General features: G+C 57.4%; 15 protein-coding genes. 10 read left to right on the plus strand and 5 right to left on the minus strand.

The window, feature by feature from the left end; translation table 11 throughout:
- Window positions 1-24: 24 nt before the first annotated feature.
- Genes L0664_RS13950 through L0664_RS13960 form a run of 3 tightly spaced genes read left to right on the plus strand, consistent with a single transcriptional unit; the run spans window position 25 to window position 4051 of the window.
- Entirely contained in the window at window positions 25-924 is a 900-nt protein-coding gene (locus L0664_RS13950) for an AAA family ATPase (RefSeq protein ID WP_235226497.1), read from the plus strand.
- Entirely contained in the window at window positions 924-2174 is a 1251-nt protein-coding gene (locus L0664_RS13955; protein ID WP_235226498.1) for a vWA domain-containing protein, read from the plus strand. The genes L0664_RS13950 and L0664_RS13955 overlap by 1 nt, the downstream gene beginning before the upstream one ends.
- A 59-nt stretch (window positions 2175-2233) precedes the next feature.
- The gene (locus L0664_RS13960) at window positions 2234-4051 is read left to right on the plus strand and encodes an ABCB family ABC transporter ATP-binding protein/permease (RefSeq protein WP_235226499.1); all 1818 of its coding nucleotides are present in this window, start codon (window positions 2234-2236) and stop codon (window positions 4049-4051) included.
- 110 nt (window positions 4052-4161) lie between these two features.
- On the opposite strand, the gene L0664_RS13965 is transcribed toward L0664_RS13960, so the two are convergent.
- Both L0664_RS13965 and L0664_RS13970 read right to left on the minus strand, forming a co-directional pair.
- The gene (locus tag L0664_RS13965) at window positions 4162-7917 is read right to left on the minus strand and encodes an efflux RND transporter permease subunit (protein WP_235226500.1); all 3756 of its coding nucleotides are present in this window, start codon (window positions 7915-7917) and stop codon (window positions 4162-4164) included.
- A complete protein-coding gene (locus L0664_RS13970) occupies window positions 7914-9128 on the minus strand; it encodes an efflux RND transporter periplasmic adaptor subunit (RefSeq protein WP_235226501.1) in 1215 nt (404 codons plus the stop codon). Before L0664_RS13970 ends, L0664_RS13965 begins: the two co-directional genes overlap by 4 nt.
- A gap of 260 nt (window positions 9129-9388) precedes the next feature.
- Between L0664_RS13970 and L0664_RS13975 the strand changes: the two genes are divergently transcribed.
- Genes L0664_RS13975 through der form a run of 3 tightly spaced genes read left to right on the plus strand, consistent with a single transcriptional unit; the run spans window position 9389 to window position 12982 of the window.
- Window positions 9389-10075 (plus strand): tetratricopeptide repeat protein, encoded by a 687-nt coding sequence (locus L0664_RS13975; RefSeq protein WP_235226502.1) that lies wholly within the window; start codon window positions 9389-9391, stop codon window positions 10073-10075.
- Window positions 10076-10096: 21 nt separating this feature from the next.
- The gene (locus L0664_RS13980) at window positions 10097-11434 is read left to right on the plus strand and encodes a PQQ-binding-like beta-propeller repeat protein (protein ID WP_235226503.1); all 1338 of its coding nucleotides are present in this window, start codon (window positions 10097-10099) and stop codon (window positions 11432-11434) included.
- 48 nt (window positions 11435-11482) lie between these two features.
- Window positions 11483-12982, plus strand: coding sequence for a ribosome biogenesis GTPase Der (der, locus tag L0664_RS13985; protein ID WP_235226504.1), 1500 nt, complete (start codon window positions 11483-11485; stop codon window positions 12980-12982).
- 2 nt (window positions 12983-12984) lie between these two features.
- Here the strand turns inward: der and L0664_RS13990 are convergent, their stop codons facing one another.
- Window positions 12985-13695 carry a hypothetical protein gene (locus L0664_RS13990; protein ID WP_235226505.1) on the minus strand — a complete coding sequence of 237 codons (711 nt, stop codon included), beginning with the start codon at window positions 13693-13695 and terminating at the stop codon, window positions 12985-12987.
- A 115-nt stretch (window positions 13696-13810) separates the two neighbouring features.
- Here L0664_RS13990 and L0664_RS13995 point away from each other — a divergent pair, with 115 nt between their 5' ends.
- Window positions 13811-15073: a DUF2235 domain-containing protein gene (locus L0664_RS13995; RefSeq protein WP_235226506.1), complete on the plus strand. Its 1263-nt coding sequence runs from the start codon at window positions 13811-13813 to the stop codon at window positions 15071-15073.
- On the opposite strand, the gene serS is transcribed toward L0664_RS13995, so the two are convergent.
- Window positions 15074-16363 carry a serine--tRNA ligase gene (gene serS / locus L0664_RS14000; RefSeq protein ID WP_235226507.1) on the minus strand — a complete coding sequence of 430 codons (1290 nt, stop codon included), beginning with the start codon at window positions 16361-16363 and terminating at the stop codon, window positions 15074-15076.
- A 93-nt stretch (window positions 16364-16456) separates the two neighbouring features.
- Window positions 16457-17902 (minus strand): pentapeptide repeat-containing protein, encoded by a 1446-nt coding sequence (locus L0664_RS14005; RefSeq protein WP_235226508.1) that lies wholly within the window; start codon window positions 17900-17902, stop codon window positions 16457-16459.
- A gap of 192 nt (window positions 17903-18094) precedes the next feature.
- On the opposite strand from L0664_RS14005, the gene yajC reads away from it, so the two are divergent.
- The 3 genes from yajC to secD all read left to right on the plus strand — a co-directional run bounded on the left by yajC (window position 18095) and on the right by secD (window position 21890).
- On the plus strand, window positions 18095-18376 hold the full coding sequence (gene yajC / locus L0664_RS14010; RefSeq protein WP_235226509.1) for a preprotein translocase subunit YajC: 282 nt from the start codon (window positions 18095-18097) through the stop codon (window positions 18374-18376).
- Window positions 18373-19131 carry a SecDF P1 head subdomain-containing protein gene (locus tag L0664_RS14015; protein ID WP_235226510.1) on the plus strand — a complete coding sequence of 253 codons (759 nt, stop codon included), beginning with the start codon at window positions 18373-18375 and terminating at the stop codon, window positions 19129-19131. The genes yajC and L0664_RS14015 overlap by 4 nt, the downstream gene beginning before the upstream one ends.
- Before the next feature lie 125 nt (window positions 19132-19256).
- Window positions 19257-21890, plus strand: a complete 2634-nt coding sequence (gene secD / locus L0664_RS14020) for a protein translocase subunit SecD (RefSeq protein WP_235226511.1) — start codon at window positions 19257-19259, stop codon at window positions 21888-21890.
- Window positions 21891-21897 lie beyond the last annotated feature (7 nt).

Below are 21897 nucleotides of genomic sequence, written 5' to 3' on the forward strand. Positions count from 1 at the left end.
TTTAGGAAACAAAGGGGACGTTTCATGCAAACCATTGACGATGTGCAAACAGCTTTGGGCGAACAAGGCTACATTTGCGGGCGATCCTTGGCGACGGTGGTGTTCTTGTCCCAGACATTGGGACGCCCGCTGTTTCTTGAGGGGGAAGCCGGCACAGGCAAGACCGAGATCGCCAAAGCCATCGCCGCGTCGTTGGGGCGGCGGTTGATCCGGCTGCAATGCTACGAAGGGTTGGACGCGTCATCGGCGTTGTATGAATGGAATTTCGCCGAACAAATGATCGCAATCCGCACAGCCGAGGCTGCGGGCGGGGCCGACCGTGCCGCGCTCAAATCTGAATTGTTCACTGAGGAATTTTTGATTGAACGTCCGCTGTTGCAGGCCATGCGCCCGCAACCGGGCGGTGCGCCTGTGTTGTTAATCGATGAAATTGACCGAACAGACGAACCGTTTGAGGCGTTCCTGCTTGAGGCGCTGTCAGATTTTCAGGTCACAATCCCCGAACTGGGCACGATCAAAGCACCGCAAGCCCCCATTGTTATCCTGACGTCCAACCGCACCCGCGAAGTGCATGACGCACTGAAACGTCGCTGCCTGTATCACTGGGTCGACTACCCCGATTTTGACCGCGAGATGGAGATTTTGGCCGCCCGCGCGCCAGATGCATCCCTTGCGTTGTCGCGCGAAGTGGTCGCGTTCGTGCAGCGCTTGCGCGGCGAAGACCTGTTCAAAAAACCCGGTGTTGCGGAAACAATTGATTGGGCGAAATGCCTGTTGGCGCTGGATGTGATTAACCTGTCACCCGAAGTGATCAGCGACACCTTGGGCGCGATCCTGAAATATCAGGACGATATTCAAGCCCTGCAAGGGTCGGCCGCTAAACGTATTCTGGACGAAGCACGGGCCGATCTGGACGCCGCGTGATGGATTTTCCGGCCCGCGATGTGCCCGAAGACGGCAAACTGGCCAACAACATCACACATTTCGCACGCGCACTGCGCAAGGCGGGGCTGCCGATTGGAACGGGGCGGGTTCTTGACGCGATTGAGGCGGTCAACGCTGCGGGTTTTACAAAGCGGCAAGACTTTTTCTACACGCTTCAGGCCTGTTTCGTCAGTCGGCCCGAACACCGCGCCGTGTTTGCGCAGGTGTTCCGACTGTATTGGCGCGACCCGCAATACCTTGAACATATGATGTCGTTGCTTTTGCCTGCGTTGCACGGCGTTCAGGAAGATCGCGCTGCCAAACCTGCCGAAAAGCGCGCGGCCGAGGCGCTGCTGGACGGATCACAAACCCCCGAACCACAGGAGGCACCCAAGGAAGACGAGATCGAGATTGAAATCGACGCCGCACAAACCGTTTCAGTGTCGGAAAGGCTGCGCAGTCTGGATTTCGAACAGATGAGCACGCAGGAAATGGCACAGGCAAAACGCATTCTATCGACGCTTCGCTTGCCCATAAAACCTCTACCGTCGCGGCGCACGAAAGGAGGGGCCGGGCCGCTGCCGGATTGGCGCCAAACCCTGCGGATCGCCAACAGACGGGGCGGCGAAATCACAACCTTCGCCACCAAGGCGCGGCGCACACGTGCGCCCAACCTCGTTGTGTTGTGCGATATTTCTGGTTCGATGTCGTCTTACAGCCGTGCGGTTTTGCATTTCGTTCACACGGTGGCCAATCAGAACGGTGAAGACTGGGGCGCGGTGCATGCGTTTACGTTTGGCACGCGGCTGACCAACATCACCCGCCATCTGCGCACCCGTGATGTAGATGCCGCGCTGGCCGCTGCTGGTGCGCAGGCGCAAGATTGGGAAGGCGGGACAAGGATCGGCGCGTGTTTGGCGCAGTTCAATCGTGACTGGTCACGGCGCGTTTTGGGGCAGGGTGCCTGCGTGGTGTTGATCACTGACGGCTTGGATCGCGATGACGGTGATGTCTTGGCCAAGTCGATGCAGCGATTGGGGCTGTCTGCACGTCAAGTCATCTGGCTTAACCCCTTGATGCGCTGGGCAGATTTTGCACCCAAGGCGGGCGGGATACGCGCGATGCTACCCCATGTCAGTAGCTTTCGTGCGGGCCACAACATCGCATCGCTACAAGGGCTGGCGGCGGCCATTTCAGACCCGCGCGACAGTGGCGACAAAGCCAGAATGATGGCGTTAATGCGCGACTAGTCTGGCAAAGCACCCGGATGCGCCCTAAGTAAACACATCTGTTTAGATGAAAGAATTTCATGCGCCGACTGACCAAGACTTCTGCAAATCTCAATGACGACAAAGTTCAAGGCTGGAAGGTCATCAATCGGGTCATCCCGTATTTGTGGCCAGCCGACCAGCTGTGGGTGAAACAGCGTGTTGTGGCCGCCCTTTCGGTGCTGTTTCTGGCCAAGCTGATCGCGGTGGGCACGCCGATTTTGTACAAAGGCGCGGTTGATGCGTTGGCGGGCGAAGGGTCGGCGTCCATGCTCGCGATTGGTGCTGTCGGTCTGACGGTGGCCTATGGATTTGCGCGTTTGATGAACGTTGGGTTCCAACAGCTGCGCGATGTAATTTTCGCGCGCGTCGGTCAACGTGCGCTACGTGCCCTCGCGCTTGAGACGTTCACGCACATTCATCGCCTGTCCATGCGCTATCACATCACGCGTAAAACCGGTGGGCTTAGCCGGATCATTGAACGCGGGGTAAAGGGTGTTGAATTCCTCCTGCGCTTCTTGCTGTTTTCCATCGGTCCGCTTGTTCTTGAGCTGTTGATGATCTCGGTCGTTTTGTTTTTCTTGTTTGATGTCTGGTACTTGGCCGTCGTTGTCGGCACGATTGCGCTTTATATCTGGTTTACATTCACCGTCACCGAATGGCGCGTGAAAATCCGTAAGGAGATGAATGATCAGGACACGGACGCAAACCAGAAGGCGATCGATAGCCTGCTGAACTTTGAGACTGTGAAATACTTTGGCGCCGAAACCCGCGAGGCAGAGCGCTATGACGGCGCGATGGAACAATACGTTGCTGCCGCGCTGAAGACGTCATATTCGCTGGCGTTTTTGAACTTTGGTCAGTCGGTGTTGATCACGGGTGGCTTGGTCGTTGTGATGGTCATGGCCGCGATGGGTGTTCAAAGCGGTGCGTTGACCGTCGGCGATTTTGTGATGGTCAATGCCTACATGATCCAGATTACGATGCCGCTGAATTTCCTTGGCACAGTGTATCGCGAAATCCGGCAGGCCTTGGTCGATATGGGGGAAATGTTTGATCTTCTCGAACAGCCCGCAGAAGTGAACGACAAACCCGATGCCACCGTGCTGGACGTGCAAGGCGGGGACATTCTGTTTGACGGGGTGTTCTTTGGATATGACGCCGCGCGCCCGATCCTGAAGGGCATCGATTTGTCCGTGCCTGCGGGGCAAACCGTGGCTATTGTTGGGTCTTCGGGGTCGGGTAAATCGACCATCGGGCGGCTGTTGTTCCGGTTTTATGATGTGGGTGAGGGCGCAATCCGTATTGATGGGCAAGATTTGCGGGATGTGACGCAACACAGCTTGCACGCGCAGATCGGTGTCGTGCCGCAAGACACGGTGCTGTTTAACGACACGATCCGATACAACATCGCCTATGGGCGCGACGGGGCCAGTTTTGACGATATCAAGTCCGCGGCAAAGGCAGCGAAAATTCATGACTTCATCGAAAGCCTGCCGGACGGGTATGAAACGACCGTAGGGGAACGTGGGCTGAAACTGTCGGGTGGTGAAAAACAGCGCGTTGGCATTGCGCGCACGCTGCTGAAGGACCCACCGATCCTTATCTTGGACGAAGCGACGAGCGCGCTGGACACCGAGACCGAGATGGAGATCCAGAACGAGCTGAAGGGTCTTGGCCAAGGGCGGACGGTTGTGACCATCGCCCACCGTCTGTCCACGATTGCGGATGCGGATCGTATTGTCGTTCTTGAAGACGGTGTGATTGTTGAACAGGGCACCCATGACGCGCTGCTGCAAACCGATGGACGCTATGCGCATTTGTGGCATCGCCAACAACAAGATGAAGTCGCCGCATAAAAGACAAGCGGATCACGGACGCCGCTGTTTGGCTGCGCCAAATGCGCCCCGCCCGCCGACCCGGATGCAGCACCGAAAAAAGGCCACCCGAATGAACGGGTGGCCTTTTGTTATTCTGCGGCTTTCATCGGCGCGATCACCGGTTCGGGTTGGGCCGTGAACGGCTCGTCCTCCCAGATGATTTCAGGCGCTTTGACGCGCTTTGCCTCGCGGTTGAGGGCCCAATCTTGTGCGGCGCGGCTCGATGTGCCCATGGACATCTTTGCGAACAATTGTGCGGCCCAACGGGCGTAGGTCGTCACCCAGACGCGCAGCGCCAACATGGACGGTGTGAACACCAGCGTCAGCACCGTCGCGATGCCAAGGCCGAAGACCACGGCCGTCGCAAGTTGTTTCCACCACAGCGACGTCGGGCTGTCGACCGAGAAACCGCCGCCAATGAAATCCAGCGACAAGCCAAACATCATCGGCGCAAGACCTGCCATTGTTGTGATTGTGGTCAGCAACACGGGGCGAATGCGGTCTTCTGCGGTCCGGGTGATCGCCTCGGTCCTTGGCATGTATTTTTCGTATTCTTGGTAGGTGTCAATCAGAACAATGTTGTTGTTCACCACGATCCCTGCCAGGGCCACGATGCCCGTGCCTGTCATGATGATCGAAAACGCCTGATCCATGACCAACATGCCGATCAGCACGCCAGTGGTTGATAGAATGACGGCGAGCAGTACGAGGATCGAATTATAGATCGAGTTGAATTGTGCCAACAGGATGATGAACATCAGACCCAACGCGCCTGCAAAGGCCTGGGACAGGAACGCACCGGATTCGGCTTGGTCTTCTTGATCGCCGGTCCATTCATAGCTGACAGAGGCGGGCAGGGGGTTGGTGTCGAGCCAGGATGTGATCTCTGCGATCCGCTCGTTTCCATTTACCGCCACCGGCAGGGCGTCGCCATCTGTGATCGCTGTTTGGACTGCGGCCACCGAGGGGGCGTCGTTCAATGTCACGACTTCGAAGATTGTGCCGTCTGTGGTTTCAATCGTGCGGCTGGCATCGTCGACAGTTTCATCATCTTGAAGTTCGCGAAACAGGCCCAATACAGAAAGATCGTCGCCTTCGCCTGTCGTGAATTTTGTCAGTCCGGGGTCGACGTCGGCCTTAACGTCAAAATAGCGCGACTGGTCGATGCGGTCGATCTGCGCCAGTTCTGGGACGGGCGTACGGGTGATGAAGTTGGACAGCGGGATAAGGCCGGACGCGGTGCGCACGCGCAGGCTGTCCAACGTGGACAATACGCGGTCGGATTCGGGCAGGCGGACGCGGATTTCGATTTCCTCGTCGCTGGTATCCACGCGCATGGTATCCAGCAGGATGCCGCGCGTGACCAGTTGAACCATACCGCCCACGGTGGCGACGTTCGCGCCGTAACGCCCTGCTTTTTCAACGTCGACGTCGATCTGCCAGTCGATACCGGGCAGGGGGCGGCTGTCTTCGATCAGGCGCAGGCCTGTGGTGCGGTCAAACTGCGCGCGGGCAGTTGCAGTCGCGTCTTGTAGGTCCAGCCAATTGTCGCCGGACAGGCGCAAGTGGACGGGTTTGGCTGCTGCCGGGCCGCGCGACAGGTTCAAAATCTCGGTGCGAACGCCGGGCAATGTGGATAGATTGGCAGTCAGCCGATCAAGGATTGTGTCGCCGTCCAGTGTGGCCAAATCAATGTCATTGGCACGTGCAAACGCGGGGCGGTCATCCCATGGGATCAGTTCGATCTGCAGCTGGCCGATGGTGTCTTTGGGGCCTTCGCCGCCGCCTGTGTTCTGGTTCAAACCGCCTGCACCTGCGAAAGCGAAAACAGATTGAATGCCTGCTTCTTGCAGGGCGATTTCTTCGGCTTGGGCGACGATTGCGTCTTTTTCGCGGATGCTCAGATTGCCGCGGGCTTGAACGTAAACGATGGCTTGTTCGGGTTCGCTGTCTACGAAGAATTCAACGCCATTGTTGTTCGCCCCGAAGTAGGTGAACGTCGTCATGACGGCGAAAACGATGCCTGCGATGGACACGATCGGCATGATCGGGTTGCCCGCGATGAAATGGATCAATCGCCCGAACAAAGACCGGCGATACCCGGCGTTGATCTTTTTGGCGGGGCGTTCAATGCGCGCTGCGCCCACCGCGATGGACACCGCAATAGTGCCGAGAAGGAACAGGATCATCCCCGAAAGGGACGCGAAAAAGCTGCCCTCGACCTGTTCACCCGTGAGGTAGCCGGGGTTCAGCGTCATCATGGCGCCGATGAAAACCATCATGATCGCGGGGAACACGAGGGCGACATTGACCAGCCAAGGCAGACGCGCCTTCAACACGTCTGATGCGCCCGCAAAGGCGTTGGACATACGGCCTGTAACACCACCCAGAACGGGCAGATAGATCAGCGCCACGATAAGGGACGCAGACAGCACGAAGATAATTGTGACGGGCAACATACCCATGAACTGGCCGGGCACACCGGGCCAGAACAGCATCGGCAAAAACGCACACAGCGTGGTCGCCGTGGATGAAACGATGGGCCAGAACATGCGTTTGGCCGCATCCGTGTAGGATTGCATCGGGCCTGCGCCTTCTTTCATGCGTTTGTCAGCGTATTCGACGACCACAATCGCACCGTCCACCAACATTCCCACAGCGAGGATCAGGCCGAACATCACGATATTGGAAATGGTAATTTCCATCACGGCGAGGAAGGCAAAACACAACAGGAAGGATGTAGGAATAGCAAAACCGACCAGCAGGGCGGGGCGTGTGCCAAGGGCGGCCAGCACCACAATCATCACCAGCGCAATCGCCGTCAACACGGACCCTTCGAGCTGGCGAACCATGGAATCCACGTTGCGGGATTGGTCGTTTGACACGCCAACCTGCACGGCGTCCTTAAGGTCTTGGGGCCATGCGTCGACCTCGGCCTCAATCAGGGCGCGCACTTCGGCGGCGGTGTCGATCAGGTTGAAACCACGGCGTTTGACCACCTGAAGCGCGACGGTGGTTGTGCCGTTAAAACGGGCGGTGGATGTGCGATCTTCGAACGTCAGGCGGATTTCAGCGAGGTCCCCCAGCGTGATAACGCGGTCCCCGTTGGTCTTAACGGGTAGGTCGTAAATGTCGCGAGGTTCGTCAAAGGACGACGGAATCTTGACGGCGAAAGACCCTTGTTCAGTCTCGACTTCACCAGCTGCAATCAGCAGGTTGTTTTGTGTGACGACGTCAATCAATTCGCCTGCCGTGACGTTGTACGCCTCAAGCTTAAGGGGGTCGATAATCACTTCGATCATCTCTTCGCGCTGGCCGGTCAGTGCGGCCTCCAACACGCCTTCGACGCCCTCAACGGTCTCTTGCAGGTCTTCGGCCACGCGGATCAGCGTGCGCTCGGGCACGTTGCCTGTCAGGTTGACGATGACGATCGGGAATTCAGAAAAGTTGATTTCGTTGATGGAATAATTGTCCGCACCCGATGGAAACTGCCCTTCGACTTTGGTCATCGCGTCGCGGATATCAGCCATGATTTCGGTCTTGTTCCAGCCAAAATCAAATTCGAGCGCGACGCCCGCGTACCCTTCCGAGGCGGTGGCCGTCATGGTTTTCAGCCCGTCGAGGTCCTGAAGTTCGGCCTCCATCGGTTTGACCAAAAGGGTTTCGCTATCCTCAGCAGAGATTCCGGGGAATGGAACGGACACAAAAATCACGGGGATTTCGATGTCAGGCTCACCCTCTTTGGGGAGACCGAAATAAGCCATGCCACCCGCCAGCAAAGACAGGCAGATAAAGGCGATGACCATGCGCGCGCGTGATGCGGCGACGTCGACGATCCTCATCATCCGTCAGCCTCCTGTTGCATTGTCGGGATGACGGGCACGCCGTCAGTGACGTATTCTTGGCCCACGACGATCACATCAACACTGTCGGGCAGTCCAGCCACCCAGATGCCATCAACTGTATCGCGCAGGATGGTTACGGGCAAGAAACGGGCGATGTTACCTTCGCCAACAACGCGCACGCCAATCGTACCTTCGTTATCAAGGGTCAACGCTGAGGCGGGCATCAGGTGTGCAAGGCGCCCGTCAGAGGCCACAAGGATCTCGGCGGTTTGGCCATCACTGATTTGCATGTCCTGGTTGGGAACGCGGACTTCGACGCGGAACGTGCGGGTCAACTCATCCGCAGATCGGGACAGGAATGTTACTTGGCCGACAACTTCGTCGCCATTTGTCAAACGCGCACCTGCCATGGCACCAACAGTTATCTGACCGACTGTGGATTCTGGCACGAACCCGACAAGTTTGATGGGATCAAGTTGGATGATCGTGGCACATGGCGCACCGGGTTGCATCAATGTGCCAAGCTCCGTGGTGTCAGATTCCAGCAGTCCGGAAAACGGTGCGGTGATATCGAGGCTTTCAATCTCACGCTCAATCGCGGCGACACCGGCGAGCGCGGCTTCAATGCCTGCCTGCGCGGATGTTACACCACTTGCGGCGCGCTGTACGCCAGCATTCGCAGCCTCAAGCGTGGCCTCGGCGCTGATCAGGCGGGTTTCGGATGCAAATCCGTCTTCTGACAAACGACGGGCGGCATTAAGGTTGATTTCCGCCTCGCGGACGCGCGCGTTGGCTTCCGCGATGGAGGCTTGTGCTTCCGGGATGCGGCCCCGTGCCTCTGTTAGGCGGGCTTTCGCCTCATCTAGTTGGGCGGCGCGCGTGCCGGGGTCAAGCTGGCACATCAGATCGCCTTCTTGCACGAACGCACCCTTGCGGATCGGTTCAGAAATCACTTGGCCGGACGTTTCGGATGCCACAGTCACCTGACGCGCCGCTTCGGTGCGGCCGCGCAGAATGACGGCTGTATCGACGGTTTCGGCGACACTGGATTTCGCCACGACGCTGACTGGATCGATAACATCGTCAACTTGGGATGTGTTGATCGTGTCGGGGTTCACTTGGGCAAAGGCCATCAGGGCCTCACGCTCAAACACCAGCGCGTATAATGTAAGCGACACAACGACCGCGGTGAATAAAGGCATAAAACGCATCTTGCTTCTTTCGCAAACTGGGGCGGCGCACAGGTAAGGGCCCCGCAGGCCAAATTCTGTCAGGTCTCGTTGTTGGACATTGAACCTTTTACGCTAAACTGACTAGTTTAGATTAAAGAATAATTGCCGCACCTGCAACATCATAATGTAAAGGGTCGTTACTTTTGTTTGCGGGTGCAAAAAGACAGGTGTGAACGCGCACCTCTTGTCCCTGCTGGCCCCTTAAGGGTATGAGGGGGGCGAAACATTACGAGGGCCAAATGAGCAATTCAGAAACCTTTATGGATGAGGTCACCGAAGAGGTCCGCAAAGACCAATTGTTTGGCTATATGCGCAAGTATGGCTGGATTGCGGTGTTGGTCGTCTTGGTGGTCGTTGGCGGCACGGCCTTTAGTGAATTCCGCAAAGCCCAAGTTGAAAATGCTGCGCAGGCTGCGGGGGATACGATTCTGTCCGCGCTGGAAATTGATGATAACACCGAGCGCGCTGCGGCCTTGGCCGCAATCGAAGCAACGGGCGGCGCAGGCGCAATCACGGGTCTTTTGGCAGCAGCTGATCTGACCGAAACGGGCGACATTGCAGGTGCTGTCGCAGCCTTGGAAACCGTCGCGCTAGACGGTGAAGCACCACAGGTTTACCGCGATCTGGCAACGCTGAAATCCGTTATGGTTCAACATGATACATTGTCTGCGGACGCGCGTCGCGCAATGTTGTCGGGGCTTGCCATGGCGGGGTCCTCGTTCCGTCTGATCGCACAGGAACAACTGGCGATGATCGCTGTGGAAACCGGCGACGTTGATGATGCAATCGGCCAGTTTGTAGCAATCGCCCAAGACGCCGAAGTGACGCGGGGCTTGCGCGAACGCGCGTTCACCATGATTGTGGCCTTGGGCGGGGACCTCGAAGCGCTGATTTCAACGCCGATGACCCAAACAGGCGACCAATAAACTCCGCAAAGGGGAAACAACGTGACAGGCACATATTCCACAAACGCGCGACTGCTGCGCAGGCCGGCATTTGCGGTTCTGGTTGTTGCGGGGCTTCTTGCGGCCTGCGGCGAGAAGGATGTAATCTTGCCGGGTGAACGCAGCGACATTCGCGGCGAACCCATTGGTGCCGCCGCAGTAGACAACGAAGCGCGCCCTATTTCGCTGGGCGCGACGGTGACCAACACCGACTGGACCCACCGTAACGGCAGCCCGACACATACAATTGCGCACCCCGCGCTTGGCACGTCTTTGACGCCACTGTTCTCAAACAACATCGGCGCGGGTGACAGCCGCCGTTTGCGCATCACGGCTGATCCTGTGGTGTCTGCGGGCCGCATCTTTACTCTCGACGCGCAAAGCCAGATCGTTGCGACATCAACGGGCGGTGAAACCCTTTGGTCGCGCTCTGTTATTCCGGACACCGACAATCCGCGCGATGCGTCCGGTGGCGGTCTGGCTGTGTCAACAAATGTTGTGCTGGCAACAACCGGATTTGGCGAAGTCGTCGCCCTTGATCCGACGTCGGGCGGGGAAATCTGGCGGCAGGATCTTGATGCGCCGGGCACATCCGCGCCGACCATCGTTGGTGATCTGGCCTATGTCGTGGCCCGTGATGGGCGCGCGTGGGCGATTGAGCTCGGCTCCGGTCGTATCCGTTGGACCCAAAGCAGCACAACGCCAGTGTCGAACTTTGCAGGCGGGGCAGGTGCGGCGGTTACTGATCAATTCGCGATCTTCCCGTTTCCGACAGGCGAAGTCCTTGCGGCGTTCCCCGAAGGCGGGTTGCGGCGTTGGTCCACCGTTGTAACGGGCCAACGCCCGGGTGCGGCTGCGTCCAACATTTCCGACATTTCCGGTGATCCTGTGATCGATGGGGACCGCGTTTATGTGGGCAACGTGTCGGGCCGTGTTGTGGCGCTGACACTCGCCAACGGTGATCGCATCTGGACCGCGACAGAAGGGGCCGTTGGCCCTGTGTGGCCTGCGGGTGGGTCGATCTTTATGGTCAATGACATCGGTGAACTTGTCCGGCTTGATGCCAGCGACGGCACGCCGATCTGGCGTGTGACGCTACCCGGTTTCGAAGAAACCCGCGTGCGTCGCCAGAAAACCCGGTTCGCCCATTACGGCCCGATCATTGCGGGGGGGCGCGTGATTGTCGCGTCCGGTGATGGCGTGATCCGCCAGTTTGACCCGACGTCGGGCGCTCTTGTGGGGACGATCGATTTGCCCGGCGGGGCGGCGTCAAACCCCATCGTCGCAAATGGCACGCTTTATGTTGTGTCCAAGCGCGGGCAACTGTTGGCTTTCCGTTAAGCGCAATTCAGTGTAGGGCGCGTCTCTGAACCTTATAGAGTCGTATCCATGTCCTTCACACTCGCCATTGTGGGCCGCCCGAATGTGGGCAAATCCACGTTATTCAACCGCCTTGTGGGCAAAAAGCTGGCGTTGGTCGATGACCAGCCCGGTGTGACGCGCGATTTGCGCGAAGGGCCTGCGCGCCTTGGCGATCTGCGATTCACTGTGATTGATACGGCAGGTCTGGAAGAAGCCACAGACGAGTCGTTGCAGGGGCGCATGCGTCGTCTGACAGAACGCGCCGTGGAAATGGCCGATGTGTGCCTGTTCATGTACGACGCGCGCACAGGCATTATGCCCGCCGACGAAGTGTTCGCCGATATTTTGCGCAAGAAGAACGCGAACGTCATCTTGGCGGCCAATAAATCCGAAGGCAAAGCCGCCGACGCTGGTGTGATTGAGGGGTTCAATCTTGGCCTCGGGGAACCGATCCGCCTGTCCGCTGAACACGGCGAAGGCTTGGGTGAGATGTACGATGTATTGATGCCGCTGTCGGATGCGTTTGAAGAACGCGCCGCCAATGATGCACCGGAAACGGACGTTGATGTGGATGAGGACGACGAGGACGCACCGCGCATCCCCACGAAGGCCAAGCCGCTGCAAATTGCAGTTGTCGGCCGCCCGAACGCGGGTAAATCCACGCTGATCAATCAGATCCTTGGCGAAGACCGTCTTTTGACGGGGCCAGAGGCCGGGATCACGCGCGACGCGATTTCCGTGCAAATGGAATGGGCCAACGGCGACAGTTCCGTTCCTGTGCGCATCTTTGACACCGCTGGCATGCGCAAACGCGCCAAGGTTCAGGAAAAGCTGGAAAAGCTATCCGTGTCAGATGGCCTGCGCGCGGTGAAATTTGCCGAAGTGGTTGTTGTGCTGCTCGACGTGGAAATCCCGTTCGAACAGCAGGATTTGCGGATTGCCGACCTTGCAGAACGCGAAGGCCGCGCTGTCGTGTTGGCCGTGAACAAATGGGACGTGGAACCCGAAAAGCAGGCCAAGTTGAAAGAGCTGAAAGAGGAATTTGAACGCCTTTTGCCCCAGCTTCGTGGTGCGCCGCTGATCACCGTATCCGCAAAAACAGGCCGCGGGATCGACCGCCTGCAAGAGGCGATTTTGCGCGCCCATGAGGTTTGGAACCGCCGCATTACCACAGCGCAGTTGAACCGCTGGCTGCTGGGCATGACCGAAGCACACCCACCCCCCGCGCCGGGCGGCCGCCGCATCAAGTTGCGCTATATGACGCAAGTCAAAACGCGCCCGCCAGGGTTCGTGGCAATGTGCAGCCATCCCGAAAACCTGCCCGAAAGCTATTCGCGGTATCTGGTCAACGGATTGCGGTTGGATTTTGATATGCCGGGCACGCCGATCCGTCTGCATTTCCGGTCTCAGGCGGACAAAAACCCGTATAAAAACAAAACAAAATCAACGCCGTCGCGCCTGCGTAAACATTTGGGCAAGGCCCCGGCAGATGCGCCTAAACCGCGCCGCGGAAAGCCAAGTACCTAGCGTTATTGCGTGGCCATCATGGGCGGAATGCGGAACTGATAGGTCCACACGGACAGGATCGCCACGATCCCTGCGGCTGACAGGACGGTCACGCCGTTCATGCCATTGGCGACGATAATGCCGACCAGTGCCCAAACGACAGTCAGCCCGTAGGCGCGTGCGTAGGGGGCTTTGATCTGAACGCTCAGCGTTACGATAAGCGCCAGTATGATGCCAAGGTAGGCCCAGCCCAGTGATCCCAGCACGATGCCGTAGCCGGCCATTGTACTTCCCAACGACACGAACGACGCGGCTGTCAGCCAGCCAGCGTAGATCGACACGGGTTTGCGCGCCAGCCATCTATCGTCCGTCGGTGCGCGCAGCATGGCAAAGATCGCAGGAACGGCCATGGCAAAGATCAAAAGAGTTGCGGCAATGGCAGATTGCGTCGCCACCCAAAGCCAAGGAGTGCCAAGCGCGAGGCTGATAATCAGCGGCGTGCGCATCACGTCCCACGACGGATCAGTCCCACGTTTCCAGATGCCGAACAGGGCCGATACGACCAGCCAGCCATAAATCAGGCCCCAAATCGCAAAAGCATACCCTTCAGGCTGGATCGGTGGGTTGATTTGCGGAATCGGCAATTGGCTGCTTTCGAACCCCGAAAACGACGAAAAGTATGATGATCCGACGAACGTCAGAGTGAAAAGCAGGGTGAGGAGTGCGCGTGTCATTCCCTATACATTAGTACGCGCGAGCGAATGGCAAGGTGTGTGGGTCAGGTTTCGCCTACTTGACCCTACGGTAAGGCATCGGCACGATTTATGAATGCTGTAGGGGGGCAAACTCATGAAACGTATCGCTATTTTCATCGATGGAACGCGCAACCGGCCGGACGCGGAACACCCGACGAACGTCGTGCGACTGGCCCAAAGCGTGCGCCACCGCGCCCTTGATGGGCAATCGGGGCAAGGGATGTCGCAGATTGTTTTGTATTCCACCGGCGTAGGGTCTGGGCAGGGCAACACGTTGCTGGCGCGCCAGACAGACAAGGTTTTTGGCGGCGCGTTGGGCTGGGGGCTGACGTCCATTATCGTGAATGCCTACCGCGAACTGATGTTCGTTTATGAACCCGGCGATGAGGTTATGGTTTTCGGCTATTCGCGGGGTGCATTCGCGGCGCGTTCCTTGGTGGGGCTGATCCGAAATTGCGGAATATTAAAGCGTTCCAGCTTGCGCTATGTGCCAGACGCCATCAAAAGATACCGCAGCATGGCGCAGATCGATGGGCCGGATTCAGATGAAAGCCATGCCTTTCGCCTGAAACATTCCCCCGGGATCACGACCAACAAAGACGAGGTCAAATGGCGCAAGGAACGCGGGCTATCTGTGGCCGATGTGGTGCCGTTCAAGATTGCCTATATGGGGGTTTGGGACACGGTCAGCGCCATGGGTGCCCCCGAAATTCTGCCCGTCGCGAAATGGCTGAATGTGCAGTACCGTTTCCATGACACACGACTGACCTCAATGGTTTTGGCGGCGCGGCATGCCATCGCCATCGATGAACGTCGCAAGCTCTACCCCAGCACCCCATGGAGCAATTCATTAGATCTGAACGAAAAGCACGGCGAGGATTTCAAGCCGACCCATTTGCAACAGTGGTTCCCCGGAAACCACGGGTCTGTCGGCGGGGGTGGGCCGCGCACGGGGTTAAGCTCGATTTCATTGAACTGGGTAGCTTTGGGGGCCCATGCCGCGGGCCTCGAAATTGATTTTGACGAGATGGACAAAATCCCCGCGACCTATGACGTCACCGAAGATTTGCACAACAAGCCCGTCCAGGCAGGCGTTGGCGCTTGGGTGTCAAAGGTGTTGTCGGGGGACCGCGACGGGCCTAAAACGCTGGATGATCTATCTATGTCCGCTGTGGATCGCCGTTTCTTGAAACCTGAATATATCGACACAACAACGCTGGCGCAGGTTCGCGATCCGCTTCAAAATATTGATGAGAATCAACGTGATAAAATGCGGGCGGCGCACCGTTGGATTAACGGGGGCGACACGCATTTGCCCGGGCGCACCACCCGACCAAGTGGTGCCCCCGCCGAATGATTATGCCAAAGTGCCGTCCGGTTGGACGGTGGTTTTGCCGCCCATGTAAGGGTGCAGCACGGACGGAATCGTCACCGATCCGTCTTCTTGCTGGCCATTTTCCAGCACCGCGATCAGACAGCGCCCCACGGCCAAGCCCGACCCGTTCAAAGTGTGGACGAATTGCGGTTTGCCGCCATTGGCCGGTTTGAAACGAGCGTTCATGCGGCGGGCCTGAAACGCGCCAGTGGTGGAAACGGAACTGATTTCACGGTAGGCGTTTTGGCCGGGTAACCAGGCCTCGATGTCAAAGGTACGCCGCGCGCCAAAACCCATGTCGCCTGTGCACAGGACAACAGTTCTGTAAGGGATTTCAAGGCGTTCCAGCAGGTCTTCAGCGCAGCGCAGCATACGTTTTTGTTCGTCGTCGGATGCGTCGGGGTGGGTGATCGACACCATTTCGACTTTTTCAAACTGGTGCTGACGCAACATGCCGGACGTGTCGCGCCCCGCGCTTCCGGCTTCTGAGCGGAAACACAGCGAATGGGCGGTGTAGCGGATCGGCAGTGCGGCTTCGTCCAGAACGTCGCCCGCAACGCTGTAGGTGAGCGGCACTTCGGACGTCGGGATCAGCCAATTACCTTCGGTGGTCTGGTAGCTGTCGTCGCCGAATTTTGGCAATTTGTCGGTGCCGTACATCGCGTCATCGCGCACCATGACGGGGGTGTTCACCTCTGTCAGGCCGTTGTCGTTGACGTGAGTATCAAGCATGAATTGCGCCAGCGCGCGGTGCAGGCGGGCCATTGTTCCCTTGAGAAGCACAAAGCGGCTGCCGGAAATCTTGGCCGCTGTTTCAAAATCCATTCCGGGTTTTACGGCAGGAATATCAAAGTGTTCCAGCGCGTTGTTGATGTCGCGTGGCGTGCCCCATTTGGACACTTCGACGTTGTCATCCTCGTCTGCGCCGTCTGGCACATCGTCGGCGGGCAGGTTTGGAATTTCAGCAAGCCGCGCGGTCAGGGCGGCGTCTTGTGCTTTGGCTTCGTCGTTCAATTTTGCGATCTCGGCCTTCTTTTCAGACACCAATGCGCGCAGGCGTTCGAACTCGGCCTCATCACCGCGCCCCTTGGCGGCACCGACTTCTTTGGCGGCCTTGTTGGCCTCTGCTTGTGCGGCTTCTGCGGCCCCGATCTTGGTGCGGCGTGCCTCATCCATAGCGAGCAATTCGGACGACAAAGGCGCATCCCCACGACGGGCCAAAGCCGCATCGAAGTGGTCGGGGTTTTCGCGGATGGCGCGGATATCGTGCATGGGTTTGGTCCTTTGACGTGACGGGTTTCACGCCCATATGGCGCAATTTTCAGCGTATGGGAAGCGTATGGGTCTGGTATGGTTTTGCTATGGCTAGGTGTCGGGTTCTTGGGCGGCCAGAGTAGCCTGCCAAGTGCGCCATTGGCGGTCGAATTCACCATAGCTCAATCCCCTCGTTGGCCAATGCTTAGGGCGATCAACATCGTCAAGTGAGACCGGAATGGAACCATCCGAAAAGATATCCTTCCAGAAAGGTCGCAGTTTTTCGATAGAGGCGTCATTCAAAGACATCACGGCAGCGGAGTGGAAAGACGTACCCTGTAATTTAGTGTCTTCCGCCAAGAGCGTGCCGAAGAGACGAGTTCCGCTTAGATCCGCCCCGCTAAGGTTTGCACTTTGCAAGTTTGCTTCACTTAGGTCTGCATTTTTAAAATTTGTGCGAACAAGATTGGCACCAACCAAACCTGCACGGCTTAGATTTGCTCTTCTTAAATCTGCCCCGAAGAGATTCGCACTGTTCAAGTTAGTCTCGCTTAGATTTGCTTCTGACAGGTCCGCACCGCTTAGATTTGACGCGCTCAGGATTGCACGAAAAAGGTTTGCCTTATTAAAGGTTGCACCAAAAAGGACCGCTCCCGTCAAATTGGAATAACTAAGATTAATTCTTCTAAGGTTTGCACTGCTGAGATTGGTTCCATTTAAGTTCGCTCTTTGGAGTATCGCAGATTCCAACGTTAGGCCGGATAGAGAGAAGGAATTGAGTTCTGCGTCACGAAGGTCAATATCGGAGGAAACAAGCCTATTGTCAGTAATTCCTTGTAACCGTCCAAGAGTTTGCGCCGCTTTTTCCATGTCGGGACGTTCGTAGGCGAGGGAGTTGATAACAGCGTTAGAGCCGTTTTTGGCTATTTGGTTTCGAACTTGATTTAGTCTGTACTCACGACTCAGCTCTCGAATGTAGATCGCAAGTTGTCGAGCAATCCGTTGAGTCGATTCAGGGTAGTGATTTGCCAAGCCTTCAAGTCGATCAATTGCTGTTGCACGTGTCACGAGGTCGTCTTGCCATTCACTTAGGATCGTTTCGTCCGGTGTGCCTTCATTCACGCCTCGATTTACCTGCCTTCTCGCCGCCAAATCTGTTGCTGCCGCGTTGATCTTTTCGTTGAATAGCGATTCTTCTTGAGTGTTTGCCTGCCTTTGCGCCACCAGCGTGCGCCAGATGATGAACGGGGCGCCGAGGATTGCGGCGATGAGGGCGCCTGTGCCTAGGCTGGTTTGTTGGACCTCGGCCGGATCACCGAATGCGATTTGGGTCAGCAGGGTAATGGCGGCGGCCAGTGCGGGGATGAACAGGGCGGCGATCATCGCGCTGAGCAGGAGCCAGAGCCAGCGCGGGCGGGGGATTGCGTCGGACAGTTTGGTTTGCGCGTCGCTGTCCAAAAGAAGAAAGACCAATGCGGAGGCGCTGGTGATCCCAATCAGAAGGGCCAGCACCCAGTCGAATGTTGTGACGGGCGGGAATGAAATTTGAAACAGCACTGTCGTGACCTTTGAATACGCGTTTGACGTGTATCCTGCCCGCGTTTTTGTGGGTTCGGAAGGGCTGGTGATTGTCGGGGGGCGATTTCGTTCCCATATGAGCCTCAGCGCGTTGCGAATCCCGTGGGGCAAACGTAGGGTGCGGCAATTGCGAGGGGGGGACCCTTGCCACAGATAAGGAACGACACCGACATGGAAGCTTTCGGCCAATTTATCCCGCTGATCCTGATCTTTGCGATCATGTATTTCCTGCTGATCCGTCCGCAGCAAACCAAGCTTAAGCAGCATCAGGCGATGGTTGCGGCGCTGCGCCGTGGTGATCAGGTTGTCACGCAGGGCGGTTTGATCGGCAAAGTGTCCAAGGTCGTTGACGACAACGAAGTCGTGGTTGAACTGGGCGAGGGCGTGAAAGTGCGCGTTGTGCGTTCGACCATTGCGCAGGTGCTAAACAAGACGGAGCCTGCGGACGCATGATCCGCGGCGCGCTCATCGCATTCAGCCTTTTGGCGAATACGGCGGCGGCCCAAGGTGTTTCTGCGGCGCGTCTGGTTGAGATGTGCGGCGGAACCCGATTTTATGTTGAACCCCAAGACGATCTGGACGCGGATGGGTTGGACGTCGCACAGGCGGTGATCGGTGCGCGGTTGCAGGACCGTTTTGCGGGGCTGCTGGATTACACCCATGTCGAGGGCGGCCAGATTGTTGTGTCGCTTTTGTCAGACGGGCAGGTGAGCGCGGCGGACGTTGCGGTGCATTTGGCGCCGTTTGATCTGGGATTTCACGATGTTGTCAGCCGTGGCGACACCGGCACGTTGATCGCGCAGGTTGGCCAAGTGATTGCGCCGTCCGTGGATGACCCTGATGTGGCGTTCGTTCTGGATGCGCTGGATGTGTCGATGATCGCAGATGCCGGTGCAAGCTATGATTACAACGGCAGGCCCGGTGTGAATTCCCGCTTTACCCGACAGGGGGGCCAATTGTTTGCAGATTACACGGCGGCCCGTGTCGGCGCGCCGTTTGCGATTTTATTAAACGGCACCGTCATGTCTGCGCCTGTTGTGCAAGAACCGATTGTGGGTGGGACGGGGATTATCACCGCGACGTTCACGGTTGAACAGGCGGACAAGCTGGCGTCGATGATGCGCAGCGGTGCCTTGGGCGAAGGTTTGGTGATTGTGGCCCAAACCAGCGTTGACGGATCAGATCCCAGCGCTGATTTCTGCCCCTAGACGCCTGCGACACACGCCCATTTGTGCGCGCCGTGCTTGACGCCCGCGCCGATCCCCCACATCACATAATGAACAAGCCCGACACGACAAAACGGGCCCTATGATATTTCGGACAGGACCACCCCATGTTGAAAATTGACCTTTGGAAACGCATCGCCATCTGGCTTGTCGTGGCATTTGGTATTTTTACCGCGATCCCGAACGGGTTTTACAGCGAGGTGGAGCTGTCAAACGACGCCGAAGCCGCGATTGCCGAAGGGTTTGATACGCCCGAAAATCAGGCTGCTGCTGCAGCGTGGCCATCGTTTATGCCGGACAATCTGGTGAACCTTGGTCTTGATCTGCGCGGTGGTGCGCAGTTGCTGGCCGAAGTGAAGGTTGAGCAGGTTTACGAGCAGCGCATGCGGTCCTTGTGGCCCGAGGTGCGCGATACCTTGGCCGCGCAGCGTGATGTCGTCGGGTTTGTCACGGACGAAAGCACTGTCGACGGTGAATTGCGGGTTCGCATTTCCGAGGCTGACGGGATGGAACAAGCGCTGACATTGGTGCGCGGGTTGGCCCAGCAGGTTGTGTCTGTGACAGGCGTTGGCCAGTCCGACATTACCGTGCGCGCGGTGTCTGATACGGATTTGATCATCACGCTGACGGACGCCGAAAAGATCGCCACGGATGACCGCACGGTGCGCCAAGCGCTTGAGATTATTCGCCGCCGGATTGATGAAGTCGGTACACGCGAACCGTCCATCCAGCGCCAAGGGGATACGCGTATTCTGGTGCAGGTGCCCGGTGTCGGCTCCGCACAAGAGGTGAAGGATATCATCGGAACCACCGCGCAACTTGGCTTTCATCCTGTCGTCGGATCGACAGGCGATCCTGAGGCGCGCGCAGGGGCTGGCAACATGGTCATTCCATCGTTGGATCAAGAAGGGCTGTATTACATCGTTGAACGATCCCCCGTTGTGACGGGCGAGGAGCTGACGAACAGCCAGCCGACGCTTGACCAAAACAACCGCCCCGCCGTGACGTTTGATTTCAACCCGTCAGGTGCGCGCAAGTTTGGCGATTACACGCTGGAAAACATTGGATCACCCTTTGCAATTGTGCTGGACAATGAGGTCGTGTCGGCCCCGACCATCCAAAGCCATATTCCCGGCGGATCGGGGATCATTACGGGCAATTTCTCGGTTCCTGAATCCACCAATTTGGCGGTGCTGTTGCGTGCGGGTGCCTTGCCCGCCGAACTGGAATTCTTGCAAGAACAAACAGTTGGCCCTGATCTGGGCCAAGACAGCATCAATGCGGGTGCGATTGCCTGTTTGGTCGCCTTTGCTCTGGTGCTGATCTACATGGTGCTAAGCTATGGTCTGTTCGGGGTGTTTGCAAACATCGCGTTGTTGGTCAATGTCGCGCTGATTTTTGCGCTGTTGTCGTTGATTGGTGGCACGCTGACCCTGCCGGGGATTGCGGGCATCGTGTTGACGATTGGTATGGCGGTGGACGCCAACGTGCTGATTTTTGAACGTATCCGGGAGGAATCCAAAACCGCCAAAGGCCCTGCGCGCGCGATTGAGTTGGGTTATGAAAAGGCGCTGTCGGCAATTGTTGATGCCAACATTACCACGCTTTTGACGGCTGTGATCCTGTTTGCCATGGGGGCGGGCCCTGTGCGCGGCTTTGCGATTACGCTGGGCCTTGGCATTGTGACGTCCGTGTTTACGGCGATCTTTGTGACCCGTTTGCTGGTCATCATCTGGTTTGAACGCAAGCGCCCGAAAGAAGTGATGGCGGGCAAATACCTGCGGTTGGTGAAAGCGGGAACCGCGTTTGATTTCTTTAACCGCGCGAAATTGTGGTTGGGGATTTCGGGTGTTCTGGTTGTCGTGGCGTTCGGGTCGTTTATGTATCAGGGCCTGAACTACGGTATTGATTTCAAAGGTGGAACAACGCTGCGCACCGAAAGCGCGTTGCAGATCGATGTGGCCGAATACCGTGCCGTGCTTGAACCGCTGGAGCTGGGCGAGGTTAACATTACCGAGGTCTTCGATCCGACGTTCGGCGTTGATCAAAACGTCGCCACTGTCGCGATTTCCGCCCAAGACGGGGAGGAAGCGGTGACAAATGAAACCATCCAAGCCGTTGAAAATGCGCTGCGCACGATTGATCCCGATATCACGTTCCCGGCGGTGGAATCCGTCGGCCCGACGGTGTCCGGAGAGCTTATTCAAGATGCGATCATCGCGGTGGTTTTGGCCATCGGGGCGGTGCTGATCTACATCTGGTTGCGGTTTGAATGGCAGTTTGCATTGGGCGCCGTGGCCGCGTTGGTGCACGATGTGGTGCTGACCATTGGTGTGTTTTCGGAACTGCAAATCCGGTTTGACCTCGCGATTATTGCGGCACTTTTGACCATCGTGGGCTATTCGTTGAACGATACGGTGGTTGTGTTTGACCGCGTGCGGGAAAATCTGCGTAAATATAAGGCCAAGGACCTCAAGGAGGTTTTGAACCTGTCGATCAACGAAACCCTAAGCCGGACGTTCATGACATCGTTCACGACTTTGCTGGCGCTTATTTCGCTCTATATTCTTGGGGGTGATGTGATCCGCGGGTTCGTCTTTGCGATGATCTGGGGCGTGATCGTGGGCACCTATTCATCGATCTTTGTGGCGTCGTCGACGCTGCTGGTGCTTGGGGTGAAACGGGACTGGTCCAAAGAGCCGAAGAACGTCGGCGGGCAGTTTGGCAACATTGACGCCTAAGGAGGCA

Source organism: Octadecabacter dasysiphoniae (assembly GCF_021532615.1).
Lineage (GTDB): Bacteria > Pseudomonadota > Alphaproteobacteria > Rhodobacterales > Rhodobacteraceae > Octadecabacter > Octadecabacter dasysiphoniae.

Bases quoted from the DNA above. Each gene is read 5' to 3' on its own strand.
- L0664_RS13950 (WP_235226497.1), top strand. From the start codon at position 25: ATGCAAACCATTGACGATGTGCAAACAGCTTTGGGCGAACAAGGCTAC.
- L0664_RS13955 (WP_235226498.1), top strand. From the start codon at position 924: ATGGATTTTCCGGCCCGCGATGTGCCCGAAGACGGCAAACTGGCCAAC.
- L0664_RS13960 (WP_235226499.1), top strand. From the start codon at position 2,234: ATGCGCCGACTGACCAAGACTTCTGCAAATCTCAATGACGACAAAGTT.
- L0664_RS13965 (WP_235226500.1), bottom strand. From the start codon at position 7,917: ATGATGAGGATCGTCGACGTCGCCGCATCACGCGCGCGCATGGTCATC.
- L0664_RS13970 (WP_235226501.1), bottom strand. From the start codon at position 9,128: ATGCGTTTTATGCCTTTATTCACCGCGGTCGTTGTGTCGCTTACATTA.
- L0664_RS13975 (WP_235226502.1), top strand. From the start codon at position 9,389: ATGAGCAATTCAGAAACCTTTATGGATGAGGTCACCGAAGAGGTCCGC.
- der (WP_235226504.1), top strand. From the start codon at position 11,483: ATGTCCTTCACACTCGCCATTGTGGGCCGCCCGAATGTGGGCAAATCC.
- L0664_RS13990 (WP_235226505.1), bottom strand. From the start codon at position 13,695: ATGACACGCGCACTCCTCACCCTGCTTTTCACTCTGACGTTCGTCGGA.
- L0664_RS13995 (WP_235226506.1), top strand. From the start codon at position 13,811: ATGAAACGTATCGCTATTTTCATCGATGGAACGCGCAACCGGCCGGAC.
- serS (WP_235226507.1), bottom strand. From the start codon at position 16,363: ATGCACGATATCCGCGCCATCCGCGAAAACCCCGACCACTTCGATGCG.
- yajC (WP_235226509.1), top strand. From the start codon at position 18,095: ATGGAAGCTTTCGGCCAATTTATCCCGCTGATCCTGATCTTTGCGATC.
- L0664_RS14015 (WP_235226510.1), top strand. From the start codon at position 18,373: ATGATCCGCGGCGCGCTCATCGCATTCAGCCTTTTGGCGAATACGGCG.
- secD (WP_235226511.1), top strand. From the start codon at position 19,257: ATGTTGAAAATTGACCTTTGGAAACGCATCGCCATCTGGCTTGTCGTG.